Source organism: Streptomyces sp. NPDC051104, from assembly GCF_040682835.1.
Lineage (GTDB): Bacteria > Actinomycetota > Actinomycetes > Streptomycetales > Streptomycetaceae > Streptomyces > Streptomyces cynarae.
Window position 1 is genome coordinate 1 of record NZ_JBFBBS010000081.1, and the last position, 13,247, is coordinate 13,247.

The window sequence follows — 13,247 nt, forward strand, 5'->3', positions numbered from 1 at the left end:
ACTTCCGGTTCGTGTTCCACCTCGACGTCTCGCGGGAGGATGCGGAACGCGCGGCGATCGTCGTGCGGGAGACCCTGGCCGAAAGCACCGCCTGATGGCGTGCAACGGGTGTGCCACCATGCGCGCGGCTGAATCGCCCCGAGATTCCTGGAGTCCGATCCTGCTCAGCGGCATGGCCGTTGCAGCACCCTCTTGCTGCAACCAACCCCCGGGGTACTGGTAGCCGACCTCCTCGAGCCGGAGGCCCGGTCCGCGCTCCCAAGGTTTTGGGCCCTCTGGGTTCTCCAGCAGCCGCTTGCAGAAGGAGCGCGCCGCGGGGAGCGGGGAATGTCATCGGCACGTTTCGTGATCGAAACGTCAGGCCGTTTTGATCTTCTCGGCGCATGACAGTGCGATCGTCGCCTGTCGTTCGCGCGGAGGATTACATGGCTGTGGACGCCACATCTTTGACCGCCGACCAACTCGATACGTACATCGTCGCCCGGCTCACGGTGTCCGGTATCGACCTGAACATGCTGCCCACCGTGATGGACCCGGCCACCGGTGTACCGACGCGGGATCAGGCCCTTGCGTCTTTGCGGTCGTTCGTGCGAAGCACTCCGGGGGTCATCAACTCCTGGCGACCGCCGGCGGCCGAATCCGGCTCCGAACCCGACGCGCTCTCCCAGCAGGCGTCGCCGCCGATGGAGTACCCCTCCATCATCGAGGCGTGGACCGGGCAGGGGGAAGAGCGATGAGCAGGCAGTACAACCGCCGCGTTTTCCTTGCCAGATCCGCGGCGGTGGCCGCGGGGGCGGCCACGGTGAGCGCGGTGCAGGGCCGGTCCGCGGTGGCCGTGGCGGGCAGCTCGCTCCAGGACGGCAAGAAAAGAGTTGTCGTGCCCGATGTCGCGGTACGGCCGGAGGCCCGCAAGGACCCGACCGAGCCGACCGTCGCCGAGGCCGTCACGCTGCTGCGCCGGGGTGAGCTCACCGCGGTCAACCTCGTCGAAGCGCATCTGGAACGCATCGCCAAGTATGATTCCGTGTACCAGGCGTTCAACGCCGTCACCGCCGACGAAGCGCGCGCCGCGGCCGTCGCGGCGGACCGCGAGCGCACAGGCGTGCTGAGCGGGATACCGCTCACCATCAAGGACAACTACTTCACCGCCGGCGTCGCCACAACGGCGAACTCCTTCATCTTCGCCAAGTTCGTGCCGCCTTACGACGCCACCTCCTACGCCCGTCTCAAGGCGGCAGGCGGAATCATGGTGGGCAAGGGCCAGATGGGTCCGCTGGCCACCACCCGGGCCACCACGCCGAACGGCACCATCACGACGGTCAACGCCTGGACCCCGGGCGATCCCTCGGTCGACCCCGGCGGCTCCTCCACCGGTCCGGCTTGCTCGGTGGCCGCACGCATGGCCTGCTCCTCCATCGGAACCCAGACGGGCGGCAGCATCGTGCTCCCGTCCAATCAACAAAACCTCACCGGCCTGAAGCCGACCATGGGCCGCACCTCCGTCTACGGAGTGGTCCCGTTGTCATACACACGGGACCACTCCGGGCCGCTGGCACGCGACGCCCTCGATGCGGCCATCCTGGTCAGTGTGATGGCCGGTCCGGACCCCAACGACCCACGTACCCTCGGCCTGCCGCCGGTGCCGGACCTGGTCACGGCCGCGCTGCCGGTACGCCTTGCCGGCAAGGTGGTGATGCGCCGTGCTACCACCATCGGCGTGCCGCCGGACTACCTGTCCGGTTCGGGCGGCGGGGTGGCGCTGCGCCAGGCGTTCCTGGACACCCTCGGCACGATTCCCGGTGTGAAGCTCGTGGATGTGAAGTACCCCGACGACTGGGACACGATGACCGGTACGTTCAACAACGTCCGGCTCAGCGAACGCACCGAGGCCTTCATCCCGTACCTCAAGCAGGATCCCAAACTGTTCGGCGTGTCGTTGCTGAGCTGGCTGCAGGGGCTGTTCCTGTCCGGCGATGAGTGGATCACGGGGCAACGGGCGAAGAATCATCTGCTGCGCGAGGTGCTGGACCATGTGATGGTCGACTGCGATGTGCTGTTGCAGACCAGCCCCATCCCCTTCGACATCCTCGGCCTGCCCGAACTTGCGCTGCCCATCGGATTCACCGCGTCGGGCGCCAACCCGAAGGTTCCGGTCGGCACCATCCTGGGCGGCGCTCCTTATGAAGAAGACCGGCTGCTGGAGGTGGCGGCGGCGTACCAGGCCGTGACGAGCTGGCACACCGAGCGTCCGGCCGACCCGGTCCTCCACACGGATGCCGACAGGGCGGCGAGGGGGCGGACGGCCACCACCACGTCCCACCGGCTTTCCCCGGAACGGGCGGCGGCCACCAGCGCCTGAGGCGCCATGCGGCGGTTGGCCCGGCCTGTGTCCGGCACGGCCGGCCGCCGCGCTCCTCCGGCCGGACGAGAGGTGTTCTGCGCCGCCAGGGCCGCCGACCTGTCCGCGCAACAACTGCTGGGGCGGATCCGTGGGAAGGATGGGGGAGCGGATCGCTCAGTTCGTGGTGGGCTGGATCCTGTCCGAGTGTCAGAGGGTGCCGGATCATCTTGCGCAGCGGAGCGACCGGCGGTGGCAGCGGCTGCTCTCTGAACTCGCCGGGACCAGCCGGCTGTGGTGTACGGAACCGGTGCCATCGGTGTGCAGATCGGGCGCGCGCTGCGACGCAACGGTATTCGAGTGGTCGGGATTTCCCGGACGGGGCGTCGGTCCTCCGGGTTCGCCGATGTGCTGGTTCCAGGCCAGGCCAAGGAGGTTTTGCCCGAGGCGCGTTGGGTGATCAGCGCCCTTCCGCTCACAGCGGCCACTGCGGGACTCTTCGACGACACCGTGTTCCGACAGCTGAACGAAGCAACCTTCGTCAACGTCGGCAGGGGCGCCACGGTGGACTTGGAATCGCTGGGCCGGGCGCTGGCGGGCAGGACGCGGGGCGGTGCTCGACGTCCTGCCCGAGGAGGCTCCCGCGCCCGACGCCGCTTGCTGGAGTCTGCCGCGCATCACGATCACATGCCACTCCGCAGGCATGACGTACGACGAGGAGGTCCTCCAGGACTTCATGAGGTGCTGGGACGACCTGCGGCGCGCGATACATCCTTCCCTGGCGGTCCAGTGGACACTTGGATACTGACCCGCCTCTGGACCAGGAGGCGTGCAGCGGCAGTAGACCATCACCACTGCGAGCTTCCGATACGGATCCGACCCCCGACCTCGAAGGCCGTGGCTGGACAGTCGGCGGTGCGTGCGCACCGGGCCTGAGCACGCGGGACACGTACGGGGGTCCGGCCGGGGCGAACCCCACCGGACCCCCGGTCCCCCGTGGCGGAATCTCAGTTCACGGTCCACTTCTGGTTGGCGCCGCCCGAGCACGACCAGATCTGCAGCCGGGTGCCGTTGGCCGAGCTGTTGCCCGTCGCATCCAGACACTTGTTGGCCTGCGGGTTCACGATGTCGTGGGCCGCGCTGACGGCCCACTTCTGGTTGGGCCCGCCGGTGCAGTCCCACAGCTGTACGGTCGAGCCGTCCGCCGTGCCGTTGCCGGTGACGTCCAGGCACTTGCCCAGCGCGCGGATGGTGCCGTCGGAGGAGACAGTCCACTGCTGTGCCGTGGTGCCGTTGCAGTCGTAGAGCTGTACGGGTGTGCCGTTGGCTGCGTTCGCCCCGGCCACGTCCATGCACTTGCCGGCGAGGCCGGTGATCGGGCCGCCGGTGGACCCCGAACCGTCGCTCGTCGTCACCTTCACCTCGTCCACCACCAACTGCTGCGGGAAGACGGTGGAGCCGTCTGGGTCGCCCGGCCAGTAGCCGCCGACCGCGAGGTTGAGGATCATGAAGAACGGCTTGTTGAACACCCAGGTCTTGCCGCCCAGATCGGCGGGCGTGCGCCGCTGGTAGACCGTGCCGTCCACCGACCAGCTGATCGAGTCTGGGGCCCAGTCGACGGCGAAGGTGTGGAAGGCGTCGGCGAAGGCCTGGCCGCCCGGCAGGGAGTAGGCGGCGCCGATGCCGCCGGATCCCGAGTACCCGGGCCCGTGGATGGTGCCGTGCACGGTCGAGGGTTCGAAGCCGACGTTCTCCATGATGTCGATCTCGCCCGAGTTCGGCCAGCCGACCTGTCCGATGTCGCTGCCGAGCATCCAGAAGGCGGGCCACATGCCCTGCCCGCGCGGGATCTTCATCCGCGCCTCGACATGGCCGTAGGTTCCGGTGAACTTCCCGGAGGTGTTCATCCGGGCCGAGGTGTACTCACAACGCCCGTACCAACACTGGTAGTTTCCCGGATTCTCGCGGCGAGCGGTGATCACCAGGTGGCCCTGGCCGTCCAGCCTCGCGTTGTTACTTCCGGACGTGTAGTACTGCCGCTCGTGGTTGTTGACGTTGTCTCCGGTCTCGATCTGCCACTTCGAGTTGTCGACGGCCGCGCCCGCGGGACCGTCGAACGTGTCGGAGAAGGTGGTGACGGCCGCGGCTGCCGTGGGGGGACCCGCCTGAGCGGGGACGACGGCGGCAGCGGTGACGAGCGCTGCGGACAACGCCGCCAAGAGGCATCTGCGAAGCAGACGTGGGGAGTTCAAGACTCTCCCTTCCGTGCGGTGCCCCCGAGAAGGAGGCGCCGACTGAGGTGGGGGGTGCGTGCATCGCCTCTTGATTTAAGGAGTGAGGTAAGGGGGTGTCAATACCTTGGTCCGGACCAGTGCTCTGGGTTCGGCTCAGGCTTCCTGGGAGTCGCGCCGGTTGCGGAAACGACGGCGTGGGCCGCACCGCCCGGCCGAACCGTCGTCCCAGCAGCAGATAACCCACCAGCGCGTCACGGGTTGAGAATGACATCGTCGACGTCGAAGGCGCGCCCGGTGATGACCGACGCGGCAGCAGCTCCCAGCAGGGGTGATGCGCAGCCTGCCGGGAATCGGTCACGGAGCGGATTGCGTACCGGTTCCTGAATGCGCGGCTCTTGGACGGACGTCGCTCCTCCTTCTGCGCAGTCGCTCGCACACGCCGACTGCGCAGACCCCCTGGGCACGTTGCGCAGCCGTCTGCGCATGACCCGTCCCATGCGCAGACGGGACTGCGCACCGTTCATGGCGAGGGGCCGGTCTCACGTGGTCGGGCCCGACCATGAGCTCGACCACGGCAGTCCATCGGCAATGAAGCCGGATCGTGACCGCTGGTCGGAGGTTGTGGCCGTCGGTCTGGTCGGGGGGCGGCGGGTGAGATGACGGCAGTGGAGCCCACGTGCGGGGAACGGCCTGCCCCTGTCACTGGGCATCTCCGGCGCCAACATGCACGTCAGCCTCGGCCTGAAACCGCTCGTACGCGGCATCCCGCCCATCCGCTCCCGACGCGGACCGCGCCGCCGGCGCCCGGCCAAGCTCCACGCCGACAAAGGTTGCGGCTACGACCACCTGCGCCGTTGGCTTCGCAAGAGAGGCATCCGCCACCGCATCGCCCGCAAGGGCATCGAGTCCTCCACACCGCTGGGCCGCCACCGCTGGGTCGTGGAGAGGACGGTTTCCTGGCTCGCCGGATGCCACCGCCTGCACCGCCGCTACGAGCGCAAGGCCGAGCACTTCCTCGCCTTCGTCGGCATAGCCGCAGCCTTCATCGGCCACCGTCGCCTCGCGTGGTGAAGTCATCACGAGGCGAAGGTGTTGGTTCGGCCCCCGCAGTGTCGCGTCGCAGCAGGCCGGTGACCCGGCCCAACCATCCCCTGCGCGGCTTGTTGTCCCTCTCGATCAAAAACCGCGCTGTCTGTGGTGGGTCACGTGGCAGTTGACCTGTCTGGTGGCGCAGCCAGTAGCGGGCCACTCTCCGCTCCAGATCGCCCTGAGCTGCACCGAGTTTCGTAGAGTCCGGTGATGTTGTGTCAGGCGGACTGTTGGGTGTGCTCCTGGTTTCTCCAGAAGTCGCGTTCGTACTCGGCGGGCGGTACGTAGTCGAGGGCGGAGTGCAGGCGTTCTTCGTTGTACCAGGTGACCCATTGGAAGATCGCCCGCTCGACCTGGTCGAAGCCGGTCCAGGGTCCCTGCATCGCGATCAGCTCGGCCTTGAAGGTGCCGTTCAACGCCTCGGCCATCGCGTTGTCATACGAGTAGGCGACGGAACCGACCGACGCGGAGGCACCGATGTCGGCGAGCCGGTCGGTATAGCGAATCGACACATACTGCGAACCCCTGTCGCTGTGGTGAATGAGACCGGAGTCCGTCTTGATCCTCCGTCTCCACAAGGCCATCTCCAGTGCATCCAGCGGGAGTTCGGTCCGCATATGGTCGCCACCTGCCAGCCGACGATCATCCGCGAGTACACGTCCAGAACGAACGCCACATACACCCAGCCCGACCAGGTGCGGACATACGTCATGTCCCAACGCCGGTAAGTTAACCGCCCTTTCGAGGGATTGACGGCACGAAAGAGCCCCGGCGGGACTGGGTTTCGACCAAGAAGACCGCGTCCGTGCCGAGGCTCCCGTGTCTGCTCATCCTGCCACCGTTCCCGCTGCCCGAGTGAAGCTGAAACCGTCGGGCTCCCCGCATCCATTAGATGATCTCGGTCTGGGAGCCCTGCCGCAGTTGCTGTCTCCCGCCCTCGTGGATCAGGTGATCGACGACTGCTGGCGCCGGGAACAGCGGGTGCGTGCTCTGCCAGCCCGCGTGACCTTGTATTTCGTCCTCGCCCTGTGGCTGTGCCCGGCCGCCGGCTACCCCGAGGTGCAGCGGATGCTGTTCCGGCAGCTCAAGGAGCAGTTACGGGCCGGGATGCTGCGCATCCCTTCCACCGCTGCCGTGGTCCAGGCCCGCCGCAGACTCGGCCCGGCCCCGCTCAGGGCCCTGTTCCGGCATCTGCGCGGCCCTCACAGTGATCCCGGGGCCCGGGCATGTCGGCCTTCGGATGCGACCTGGCTCTGCTGAAGGTCTCGGTGGACGGCACCCGCCTGGACGTGGCGGACACCCCGGCCAACCGCAAGGCGTTCGGCGCCCCGCCGCGCGGCCGCTTCGGCTCCGGGCGCTATCCACAGATCCGGGTCCTCATGCTGATCGCCAGCGGGACACGGGCCGTGCTCGAAGCGGTATGGGGACCGTGGTCGGTCGGCGAACTGCCGCTACTGGACAAGCTCATGCAGACCGGAGCCGTGCGCCGGGGCATGCTGGTGCTGGCCGACCGGTACTTCACCGGCTTTCCCCAGGTGTCGCAGATCGTTCGCACCGGCGCCCACCTGATCTTCCGCACTCCCTCCCGGCGCAAACTGCCGGTGTTCACCGAACTCCCCGACGGCTCCTACCTGTCGGTCCTGCCCGGCCCGGTCTACTCGCTCAAGGGCGACTGGCGCCGCAGTGCCCGCGAGCGCGGGCGCCGTCTGGGGCTGCGGGCCCGGCAGGCCCAGGGCATCCGGATCCGCGTCGTCGAGGCCGAGGTCACCGTCATTCCCGAACACGGCGAGCCCCGCACCGAGCACTACCGGCTGATCACCACCTTGCTCGATCCCCGGCAGGCCCCCGCCGAGCAGATCGTCCGGCTCTATGCGGAACGCTGGGAGGCCGAGATTGCCTTCGCCGACCTGAAAACGTATCTCCGCAGCCACCAGAAGGTACTGCGCTCGAAGGACCCTCAAGGGGTGGCCCAGGAACTGTATGCGCTGCTCATCGTCTACCAGCTGGTGCAGATCACCCGTGTCAGGGCGGCGCAGACATACCCGCACGCCGAGGCCCTCGACCCCGACCGCATATCCTTCACCGTCACCCTGCGGGCCTTGATCCGCACCATCGGCGAGACAGCACCGCCGACACGGCTTCTGCATGACGTAATGCGCGAGATCCACGCTCACCCGTTCCTGACACGCCGTCCCCGTGCCAAGCCGAGAGAGCACAAAGGGACCGTCGCCCTGGCCAAAGCGATCGCGAGTCGTCCGCCCAGCCGGGTCGAATACAAGATCACTACTCATGCGCCAAAAGGCGGCTAACTTACCGGCGTTGCGTCATGTCCGCCACCCAGAGCTGGTCCGGCCGCGAGGCGGTGAAGTCGCGGTCGACCAGGTCCGGCGGGCGGGGCGCCGACGGCTCGGGCACCGTGGTGCGGCGCCGCTGACCGCGGATGACGCCCTCGATGCCCAGCTCGCGCATCAGCCGCTCGACCGTGCACCGGGCCACCTCGATGCCCTTGCGCCGCAGAGCACGGGTAATCCGGCGGGCCCCATACGTGGTCCCGGACTCGGCGTGGTGACGGCGGTGCCACGGTAGCCTGCTCAAACGGGCCGGGCGGACCCGCGGCATCGACACCGAGGCCCAGCGTCTCAAGGCCATCCTCCGGGCCGACTACCTGCACCAGCCACCACTCGTCGAGGATGCGATGGGCCGCCAGGCCCTCGCCCTGCTGCGCCAGCTCGACGCCGCCTGCACCTCCTGCGCCGAGTTGGAAACTGCAGCAGTCGACAGCCTCGACCAGCACCCCGACGCCGAGATCCTCACCAGCTTTCCCGGTCTCGGGAAGCTGACAGCAGCCCGCGTACTCGGAGAGATCGGCGACGACCGGTCGCGCTTCGCCGACGCCCGTGCGCTCAAGGCATACGCTGGAAGTGCCCCGGTCACCCGAGCCTCCGGAAAGTCCACGTTCGTCATACACCGCCGCGTCAAGAACCAGCGCCTGGCGGCTGCCGGCTACTCATGGGCCTTCTCCGCCCTGACCGCCTCACCGGGCGCCCGCGCCCACTACGACCGGCGACGCGAAACCGGAGACCGCCACATCGCAGCCCAGCGGAACCTCTTCAATCGGCTCATCGGATGCCTTCACCAGTGCCTGACGACCCGACAGCTATACAGCGAGGCAATAGCCTTCCCGATCCAGCCAACCGTCCCTGACAGCCAGGCAGCTTGACACCGACAGCGCATGGGATGTCTCGTTCGCCCGCTTCAACTCCGCGTTCTCTTTGCGGAGTTGCTTCAGCTCCTCGCGTTCAGCGGTAGTCAGCCGGTCGTCCCGCTCGCCAGTATCGGCCTCGGCCTGGCGGACCCAGCCGCGCAGAGCCTCGGGATGGATGCCGAGATCCCGCGCGACATGCGCGACGGGCCGACCGGTGGCCCGGACCTCACGGATTGCGCGCTCGCGGAGCTCGTCGGGGTATTTACGGGGTGCTGCCATGGTGCTGGTGGATCTCCTTCGCCAGGATCGTAACCCTGGCATCAGGGACTCCACGAAACGGGGTGCAGCTCAGGCCGTGTGGCGGGACGCGGGAGACGAATATGGTGCTGTAGGAGTCCTGGGAAAGCACGGTGAGGTGGTGCGGCCGGTGGCCGTCCACCCGGACCTGCCAGTCGGAGATGACCCGCATGTCGCGGAAGAACAGCCCCTGCGGCACCTCGGCCTCCATGTCGCCCGAGGTGCCCGAGACGCAGAACGTCGGCCCCTCGACCAGCGTGACGGTGGCCGCCGTGAGTACGGCCGGTTCCGTCTCCTCGATGATGGTGCCGACCTCATCGGCCATGGCCCCTCCTAGCCAGGGGCGCCGACGAGAGCCTCGAAGTCCCGGGGGAGCTGGGACATTACGTGGCGGAACTCTCCGTCACTGACCGCGTCCTTCAGGGTGCTCAGCTCGGCCCGTACGCCCTCGCGGGCCTCGTCCGGGCTCACCCCTGCTCGCCTGCTCACCCGATTGATGAACTCGTCGAGTCCGAAGGACTCGGCCTCCGGAGTGGGAGAGACCAGCGGTTCCTTCAGCGGCTTGGGCAGTTCGGACGCGAGGTCCTCCGCCTCACCCCTGGTGAGCCGCTCGGTCAGGGTTTCCAGGGTGGCGCGGGTGAGGGGCTCCGCCTTCTCCGGGGGGACAGCGGCGCGCCGGGTGATGGTGTCGAGAAAGGTGTTGAAGTCCATGAGCCGTCCTTTCTTTCTGTAGCCGTGCAGTTCCCGGGCGGGGGACTTGAGACAACCACCGAAGGGTGCGTTGTGCGTCTGGGGCGGGCTGATGCGCGTCATGGTGCACGCGCCTCAGCAGAGGGCGAATAATGTCTGCTATTGCTGGCATTTCTATGCTCCGGACGCGGGCCACACCCTGCCTGCTCCCGGCGGGAGGAAAAGCGGTGAGCTCGATAGACCTCCGAGCACAAGGCCTCCGTCACGGCAAGGGGGCGCCGGTCTGCTGGATGTGCGAGGCCGGCGCCATACCACCCAGCTCCACCACCTCGGACTGTGCCCCGGCGACCGCCCCGGGCTTTACGTCTGTCCGCGGTCGGCCCAGCTCGTCCGACCTACTCATGCATGGGGTGGTTCACCCACCTTCGCGTAGATCATTTCGCCGAGACCGGGGCGCCCTGATATAGCCCCGCTTTCCCGAGCTGGTCGTGCGATCCGGTCAGCAGCTAACGTTTCAGGCGCTGCAACGCCGTGCAGCCTCCTGCGGACGGACGGACGGACGGACGGACGGACGGACGGACGGCCGTACGGCTGGCCGAGGAGATGCCTGCGCACTTCATGCTGCTCTGCCAGGGGAAGAGGGAGTGGCCTTTTTCGGCCTGGCATGCGCAGGCGCTCACCCAGGGGTTCTGCGAATCTGACCGGGTAACAGCCGATGTCGGCGCGTGTGGGGCGACGCCGTCCGGTTCCCGGTGAGGAGGTGAGAGGCATGACCGTGATGGGTGTATCGAAGTTCGAGAGGTTCTTCCGCGCCGCCGCAGGCCTCGACGTGGACAAGAACGACCTGAAGCGGTACAGCGACTTCGTCGACGCGAAGCTCTACGACCTCCTGGTCGTCGGCCAGGCGTCGGCCAAGGCCAACGGCCGGGACACCGTCGAACCGTGGGACCTACCGATCACCAAGGGCCTCCAGGAGAGCATCCACCGGTTCCGGCGGCTCGACGAGGAGGTCGAGCTGAAGCCGATCCTGGAACGGCTCGCCGCGCACCCTCCCCTCGACAGGACGCCCACCCAGGAGACCGAAGAACGCTACCCCGAGATCATCGGCGGTCTCAGCGTCGCCCTCGCCGAGACGTTCAAGATCATGTATGCGGACGTCAAGAACCCGCAGACCGGCCACTGGGAGGGGGTGACCGCGGTGTTCGACCGGCTGCTGTAGCAGTTGCGCCCCGGTCCATGTCGCCGGTCTGAACTGACATGCCGGACGGGGGTCGGAAGGTGGAGACTGGGAGCCTTCACCGAGGCCCGGGTCGCGCCGCAGGCGCTCGGGGATTGGCGATCGAGGTCTCAGCGCGGCTGGTCTCCTGGGTCAGAAACACCCGATTGCCTTCACGTAACGGCGTGTGACTCGGAATGTCGTTTCGGGGATCAGTTCGGCAGCTCCGGCTGACCGCGCGCACATATGCGCTCGGGGCACCCTCGGCCGGGCCTTGCCGTTCCCGGTCCGGAAAGGGATCCGGCGGGCGCTGCCGGGTGCCCCTGCCGCGCGCAGCGTACAACCAGCGACTCGTGAAGGGAGCCATAGCATGACACAGGAACTCCGGGGGATGCGGGTGGGGATTCTGGCCGCCGACGGCGTCGAGCGCGTGGAACTCGACCAGCCGCGCGGTGCGCTGCAGGGCGCAGGGGCGAAGACCGAGATCGTCTCGCTCCATCCCGGCGAGATCCAGGCCCGCCAGTTCGACCTCAATGCGGCAGGAACCTTCCCCGTGGACCGCCTGGTCGCCGACGCCTCCGTCGACGACTACCACGCCCTGCTCCTGCCCGGCGGCACCATGAACCCTGACCAGCTGCGCATGGACCGCGACGCGGTGCAGTTCGTCAAGGACTTCATGGCCAGCGGGAAACCGGTCGCATCGATCTGCCACGGCCCGTGGACCCTGGCGGAAGCCGACGCCGTGCGCGGCCGCCGCCTGACGTCGTGGCCCAGCATCCGCACCGACCTGCGCAACGCCGGCGCGGAGGTCGTCTCCGACCAGGAGGTGGTCGTCGACGGGCAGCTGGTCACCAGCCGCGGTCCGGCCGACCTGCCCGCCTTCTGCGCCGCCATCGTGGAGCAGTTCGCCGGGGCGCACCACCCCATGCCCGGCTGAACCGGAGGCCTGGTCGCCGCGGAGGGAGCAGGCGGTGCACGGTGGAGGTGGGCCCGCCGGGCCCGCTCTCCACCCCACGGGCCGGTCAGCCGTGACGGTCGCCTCCGTACGGCCGGCCGGTCCGTAGCGTCGCGCGGCCGCGTCGAATGCCGCCACGCCCAGGGACGGGGCCGCCGCGGTGCGCCGCGCCAGCGTGGAGAGGAGGAAACGGTCCTGCGCCCCGGGTCGGAACCAGGGCCCCGGGAGAACATCCACGGAGCGGGCGAGCCCTGGGCTTCGAAGAAGTACATCCGTGAGCCCCGCACCTCATGCCCGGGCCGAACCCTGAGTACCCCGCCGCGAGCCGCCGTACCCCGCCGCGAGCCGCCGTACCCCGCCGCGAGCCGCCGTACCCCGCCGCGAGCCGCCGACCCGAATCGCCCGTCCCGCCTCCTGTCCTCGCAGACCGACCGCCGGTGCCACTTTTCGACCCGCCGGGCGCAGGCGGGGTGACCGGGCGAACAGCCACTCTGGGACCTGCAGGGACCGCTCGGCGGTCCGCCGGCGGGAGGAATGGCCATGACCGAGCAGGCCCGCAGGACCGTTGCCTCGTACTCGACGTACCAGGAAGCCGAACGTGCCGTCGATCACCTCGTCGACGAGGGCTTTCCCGTTCAGAAGGTGGCGATCATCGGTCGGGACGTGCGCCTGGTGGAACAGGTGATCGGTCGAATGGGGTACGGCGAGGCCGCCCTCCACGGCGCAGCCACCGGAGCGCTGCCCGGGGCGCTCGTCGGCTGGATCTTCGGGCTGCTGAACTGGCTGAATCCGGTCGTCTCCGGTCTGCTCCTCGCCCTGTACGGGCTGATCTTCGGAGCGGTCGTCGGTGCGCTGTTCGGCATGCTGCTGCACGCGGCTCAGGGCGGCCGCCGGGACTTCGCCTCGGTCCGCTCGATGGAGCCCAGCCGGTACGACGTCGTGGCGGACGAGGACGTCGCCGATGAGGCCGTCCGGCTGGTCGCCGGGCTGGACAGCAGGGTCGGCGGGAACACGGAGAGCGCCTCCTCGAAGGACGGCCGCCCGCGCAGCGACCTCGCCCCCAGCTGAACGAGTTTCGAAGCCGGGCGGACAGCGCCCGGAGGGTGAACGGTCGCCGACGGACGTCGACCGCACCGGGAGGAGTTCCTCATGGCCAAGGCAGTGGGCATCGACCTGGGCACGACCAACTCGGTGATCGCCGTGTGGGAGGGCGGTGAGGCGTC

Annotated in this window: 12 protein-coding genes and 5 pseudogenes; 11 read left to right on the forward strand and 6 right to left on the reverse strand. The window is 68.5% G+C overall.

Features of this window, described 5'->3' with window-relative positions; all coding sequences use genetic code 11:
* Positions 1-425: 425 nt before the first annotated feature.
* From AB0N14_RS38670 to AB0N14_RS38685, 4 genes and pseudogenes are all read left to right on the forward strand, one after another.
* Positions 426-737, forward strand: coding sequence for a hypothetical protein (locus AB0N14_RS38670; protein WP_366030393.1), 312 nt, complete (start codon positions 426-428; stop codon positions 735-737).
* Complete coding sequence (locus tag AB0N14_RS38675; protein WP_366030394.1) at positions 734-2,359, forward strand: amidase; 1,626 nt, start codon at positions 734-736, stop codon at positions 2,357-2,359. The genes AB0N14_RS38670 and AB0N14_RS38675 overlap by 4 nt, the downstream gene beginning before the upstream one ends.
* 300 nt (positions 2,360-2,659) lie before the next feature.
* Positions 2,660-2,893 (forward strand): annotated as a pseudogene (locus AB0N14_RS38680) (NAD(P)-dependent oxidoreductase); the annotation flags it as partial.
* A 58-nt stretch (positions 2,894-2,951) separates the two neighbouring features.
* The gene (locus tag AB0N14_RS38685; protein ID WP_366030405.1) at positions 2,952-3,146 is read left to right on the forward strand and encodes a hypothetical protein; all 195 of its coding nucleotides are present in this window, start codon (positions 2,952-2,954) and stop codon (positions 3,144-3,146) included.
* Positions 3,147-3,345: 199 nt separating this feature from the next.
* Here AB0N14_RS38685 and AB0N14_RS38690 read toward each other — a convergent pair whose 3' ends face one another.
* Entirely contained in the window at positions 3,346-4,590 is a 1,245-nt protein-coding gene (locus tag AB0N14_RS38690; RefSeq protein WP_366030395.1) for a ricin-type beta-trefoil lectin domain protein, read from the reverse strand.
* Positions 4,591-5,259: 669 nt separating this feature from the next.
* On the opposite strand from AB0N14_RS38690, the pseudogene AB0N14_RS38695 reads away from it, so the two are divergent.
* Positions 5,260-5,643: pseudogene (locus AB0N14_RS38695) on the forward strand (transposase); the annotation flags it as partial.
* 236 nt (positions 5,644-5,879) lie between these two features.
* Here AB0N14_RS38695 and AB0N14_RS38700 read toward each other — a convergent pair.
* Positions 5,880-6,173: an integrase core domain-containing protein gene (locus AB0N14_RS38700; protein WP_366030396.1), complete on the reverse strand. Its 294-nt coding sequence runs from the start codon at positions 6,171-6,173 to the stop codon at positions 5,880-5,882.
* A 343-nt stretch (positions 6,174-6,516) separates the two neighbouring features.
* Between AB0N14_RS38700 and AB0N14_RS38705 the strand changes: the two genes are divergently transcribed.
* Positions 6,517-6,921, forward strand: a complete 405-nt coding sequence (locus AB0N14_RS38705; protein ID WP_366030397.1) for a transposase domain-containing protein — start codon at positions 6,517-6,519, stop codon at positions 6,919-6,921.
* Positions 6,888-7,970, forward strand: a complete 1,083-nt coding sequence (locus AB0N14_RS38710) for an IS4 family transposase (RefSeq protein ID WP_366030398.1) — start codon at positions 6,888-6,890, stop codon at positions 7,968-7,970. Before AB0N14_RS38705 ends, AB0N14_RS38710 begins: the two co-directional genes overlap by 34 nt.
* Before the next feature lie 13 nt (positions 7,971-7,983).
* Here the strand turns inward: AB0N14_RS38710 and AB0N14_RS38715 are convergent.
* Positions 7,984-8,310 (reverse strand): annotated as a pseudogene (locus AB0N14_RS38715) (IS3 family transposase); the annotation flags it as partial.
* Between AB0N14_RS38715 and AB0N14_RS38720 the strand changes: the two are divergent.
* Positions 8,246-8,881 (forward strand): annotated as a pseudogene (locus AB0N14_RS38720) (transposase); the annotation flags it as partial. The pseudogenes AB0N14_RS38715 and AB0N14_RS38720 sit on opposite strands and share 65 nt — an antisense overlap.
* Positions 8,882-8,902: 21 nt before the next feature.
* On the opposite strand, the pseudogene AB0N14_RS38725 reads toward AB0N14_RS38720, so the two are convergent.
* The 3 genes and pseudogenes from AB0N14_RS38725 to AB0N14_RS38735 all read right to left on the reverse strand — a co-directional run.
* Positions 8,903-9,187 (reverse strand): annotated as a pseudogene (locus AB0N14_RS38725) (transposase); the annotation flags it as partial.
* Positions 9,129-9,488 (reverse strand): glycogen debranching N-terminal domain-containing protein, encoded by a 360-nt coding sequence (locus AB0N14_RS38730; RefSeq protein WP_366030399.1) that lies wholly within the window; start codon positions 9,486-9,488, stop codon positions 9,129-9,131. The gene AB0N14_RS38730 and the pseudogene AB0N14_RS38725, both read right to left, overlap by 59 nt.
* Before the next feature lie 8 nt (positions 9,489-9,496).
* Entirely contained in the window at positions 9,497-9,874 is a 378-nt protein-coding gene (locus AB0N14_RS38735; protein ID WP_366030400.1) for a DUF2267 domain-containing protein, read from the reverse strand.
* Positions 9,875-10,622: 748 nt separating this feature from the next.
* Here AB0N14_RS38735 and AB0N14_RS38740 point away from each other — a divergent pair.
* From AB0N14_RS38740 to AB0N14_RS38750, 3 genes are all read left to right on the forward strand, one after another.
* Positions 10,623-11,072, forward strand: a complete 450-nt coding sequence (locus AB0N14_RS38740; protein ID WP_366030401.1) for a DUF1931 family protein — start codon at positions 10,623-10,625, stop codon at positions 11,070-11,072.
* 367 nt (positions 11,073-11,439) lie between these two features.
* Complete coding sequence (locus AB0N14_RS38745) at positions 11,440-12,006, forward strand: type 1 glutamine amidotransferase domain-containing protein (RefSeq protein WP_366030403.1); 567 nt, start codon at positions 11,440-11,442, stop codon at positions 12,004-12,006.
* Positions 12,007-12,564: 558 nt separating this feature from the next.
* A complete protein-coding gene (locus tag AB0N14_RS38750) occupies positions 12,565-13,092 on the forward strand; it encodes a general stress protein (RefSeq protein ID WP_366030404.1) in 528 nt (175 codons plus the stop codon).
* The last annotated feature ends 155 nt before the right edge of the window (positions 13,093-13,247 follow it).

Excerpts from the sequence above, each read along its gene's own strand:
- AB0N14_RS38735 (WP_366030400.1), bottom strand. The coding sequence starts at position 9,874 with ATGGACTTCAACACCTTTCTCGACACCATCACCCGGCGCGCCGCTGTC.
- AB0N14_RS38745 (WP_366030403.1), top strand. The coding sequence starts at position 11,440 with ATGACACAGGAACTCCGGGGGATGCGGGTGGGGATTCTGGCCGCCGAC.
- AB0N14_RS38730 (WP_366030399.1), bottom strand. The coding sequence starts at position 9,488 with ATGGCCGATGAGGTCGGCACCATCATCGAGGAGACGGAACCGGCCGTA.
- AB0N14_RS38740 (WP_366030401.1), top strand. The coding sequence starts at position 10,623 with ATGACCGTGATGGGTGTATCGAAGTTCGAGAGGTTCTTCCGCGCCGCC.
- AB0N14_RS38710 (WP_366030398.1), top strand. The coding sequence starts at position 6,888 with ATGTCGGCCTTCGGATGCGACCTGGCTCTGCTGAAGGTCTCGGTGGAC.
- AB0N14_RS38750 (WP_366030404.1), top strand. The coding sequence starts at position 12,565 with ATGACCGAGCAGGCCCGCAGGACCGTTGCCTCGTACTCGACGTACCAG.
- AB0N14_RS38670 (WP_366030393.1), top strand. The coding sequence starts at position 426 with ATGGCTGTGGACGCCACATCTTTGACCGCCGACCAACTCGATACGTAC.
- AB0N14_RS38675 (WP_366030394.1), top strand. The coding sequence starts at position 734 with ATGAGCAGGCAGTACAACCGCCGCGTTTTCCTTGCCAGATCCGCGGCG.